This window comes from Burkholderia sp. Ac-20344 (assembly GCF_017104975.1).
In the GTDB taxonomy this organism is placed as follows: domain Bacteria; phylum Pseudomonadota; class Gammaproteobacteria; order Burkholderiales; family Burkholderiaceae; genus Burkholderia.
The window spans coordinates 1-2,652 of the sequence record NZ_JAAGPP010000313.1; the positions used below are offsets into that span (position 1 = coordinate 1).

2 protein-coding genes are annotated in these 2,652 nt (G+C 73.9%); both read right to left on the bottom strand.

Annotation, left to right across the window (positions count from 1 at the left end; translation table 11 throughout):
• Nucleotides 1-2,393 (bottom strand): malto-oligosyltrehalose synthase (gene treY, locus G3N64_RS38700; protein ID WP_205788840.1); only part of this gene is annotated, 2,393 nt, incomplete at its 3' end.
• Nucleotides 2,390-2,652, bottom strand: a 263-nt coding sequence (locus G3N64_RS38705) for a 4-alpha-glucanotransferase (protein WP_205788841.1), incomplete at its 5' end; no start/stop codon positions are given. The genes G3N64_RS38705 and treY, both read right to left, overlap by 4 nt.

A 2,652-nucleotide genomic window follows, 5' to 3' on the forward strand; every position in this document is an offset into this window, starting at 1 on the left:
TCCAGCGCCCGCTTCACGCGCGCATCGGGCCACGCCGGCAGGTACGACGCGACCGGCCCGTCGACCCGTTCGGCCGCGAGCGCCGCGAACGGCACGTCGCGGCGGTTGTCCGGATCGACGAGCGAGTGATCCCACGACTCGGTGCCTTGATAGAGGTCGGGCACGCCCGGCGACGCCATCCGCAGCACGGCCTGCGTCAGGCTGTTGACGACGCCGGCCGGCGCGATCCGCGCGACGAACGCATGCAGCCGGTGCGCGAAGTCGCCGGCGCCGCGCGGTGCCAGGATCGCGTGGACGAACGCGTCGCAATCGCGCTCGTAGCGCGTATCGGGCGCCAGCCAGTCGGTGTGCCGCTTCGCCTCGCGCAGTGCTTTCGTCTGCCACTGCGCGACGCGTTCGGCGAGCGCCGCGAGCCCCGCCGCGTCGTCGGGGGCGAGTCCAGGCGGCCAGCAGCCGACGAGCGTCTGGTACAGCATCGCCTCGGCGCCTGGCCCCGGCGCCCACGCGAGGTCGCGATGCGCACCGCCGCGATGCGGCCGGTTGACCGCGGACCAGTCGAGCGACACCGCACGCCACGCGTCGGGCATTTCGCTGAGCACGGCCAGCCGCGCACGTGCGTCCTCGCCGCGCTTGTGGTCGTGCGTGGCGGTGGCGACGAGCCCGTGCGGCACGGTGCGCGCGCGGCGCCGGTTGCGTGCATGGAACGCGCCGCGCGACAGGCTGAAGTCGCCCGCATCGGCGCCGACCTCGTTGCGCGACAGCAGCCGGCCGTAGCGATAGTGGGCCGTATCCTCGACGCCCTTCGCGGCCAGCGGCGCAGTGAGCTGCGCGAACGCGACGCGCGCTGCGTGCAGCGCGGCGGCGTCCGCACGCGGTACGCGTGCGACCGGCAACCCGAGCCAGGTGGCGACCCGATCGAGCGCGAACCGGTCGTCCGGATCGACGGCCGCGCATGCGCGTTCGTACGCATGCGCGAGCACGCGGCGATCGGCGTCGGCGGGTTCTTCATCGCGCGCCGGATACAGCCGGTACACGGGCAGCTGCACCGCGAGTTCACCCAGCACGCGCCGGATCGCGATCAGGCTGACGTCGCGTGTGGCGGGCGCTGCGCGCGCGACGCCGTGCAACGCATGCGCGGCGCGCGCATGCTCGACGGCGAGCTGGCGCATCAGCACGCGCCGCTTGCCGTCGAGCGCCTCCTGCGCGAAGGTGCGTGACGAGCCCGACACGTGCGCCCAGTGCGCGGCGAGGGGCGCGGCGCCGGCCGGGTCGTGCAGCAGCGCGCCGACGTCGTTCATGAAGTCGTAGCCGGTCGTGCCGTCGACGGCCCAGTCGGCGCGCAGCGTTTCGCCGGGCGCGAGAATTTTCTCGACGACGACGTACGGCGGCGCGTCGCGCTGCGCGGCCAGTCGCTCGTGCAGTCGCCGGCAAACCGCGCGGGGATCGGCGAGCCCGTCGACGTGATCGACGCGCAGGCCGTCGATGTAGCCTGCCGCATGGAGTCGCAGCGGCAGCGCATGGACGGCATCGAACACCGCGTCGTCGTCGACGCGGACGGCGGCGAGTGTCGCGATGTCGAAGAAGCGTCGCCAGTTCAGCTCGTCGGCAGCCGTGCGCCACCAGGCGAGCCGGTAGTGCTGGCGTTCGAGCAGCCGGTGCAGGCACGCGCGCGAGCGTGCACGGCGTGGATCGGCGCCGCGCAGCACCGCGTCGAGCGCATGCGGGCCGTGTGCGGCCGCATGATCGCGCAGCGCCGCATGCGCGGCGGCCAGTCGTGCGCTGTCGCGCGGCGGCGCGGCGTCGAAGCGCTCGGCGAGCGCGTTCAGGTCCGCGCGATTCGCGATGCGCAGGATGTCCGCATAAGTGGCGGCGGCCACGGGCAGCCGTCGCCCGGGGCACGACACGAAGAAGCGCCCGGTGGCTGGCTCGGCGCCGAGCGAGATGTCGCCGGCCGCGAGCGCCTCGCCATACGGCGTGCCGAGGCAGGGCAGCAGTACCTTGCCGTCGAGCGCTGCGTCCGGCGGGTGCCAGTCGATGTCGAAGTGGCGGGCGTATGGGCTCGCGGGCCCCCATTCGAGCACGTCGTTCCACCAGCCGTTCGACGAGCCGCCGACACCCATGTGGTTCGGCACGATGTCGACGATCACGCCCAGCCCGTGCATGTGCAGCGCGTCGACGAGCCGGACGAAACCGGCTTCGCCGCCGAGTTCGGCGTTGAGCGTGCCGTAATCCACGGTGTCGTAGCCGTGCCGCGAACCGGGCTCGGCCGTCGCGACCGGCGACAGGTACAGGTGGCTCACGCCGAGCCGCGCGAAGTAGCCGGCGTGCGCGGCCGCGTCGTCGAACGTGAAGCCCGCATGCAGCTGCAGCCGCAGCGTCGCGCGTGGCGTCATGGGCCGGGCTCTCGCGAGCGTCGCGCGTGCACGACGGCCGCGATGCGGCCGCGCACGCCGGTATCGAACAGCGTGTCGATCGCGCGCGGCAGGCGCTGCCGCCAGTTCGGGTGGCCGCAGGGCGGCCCCGGCAGGTTCGGCTGCGTATCCAGTGCGAGCAGATCCTCGAGCGGCAGGATCGCGAGCGGCGACGGGCTGCGCGCAACATACGCGAGCATCGCGGCGACGGGGGGCGCGTCGGCCGGCGGGGCGGCGGTAC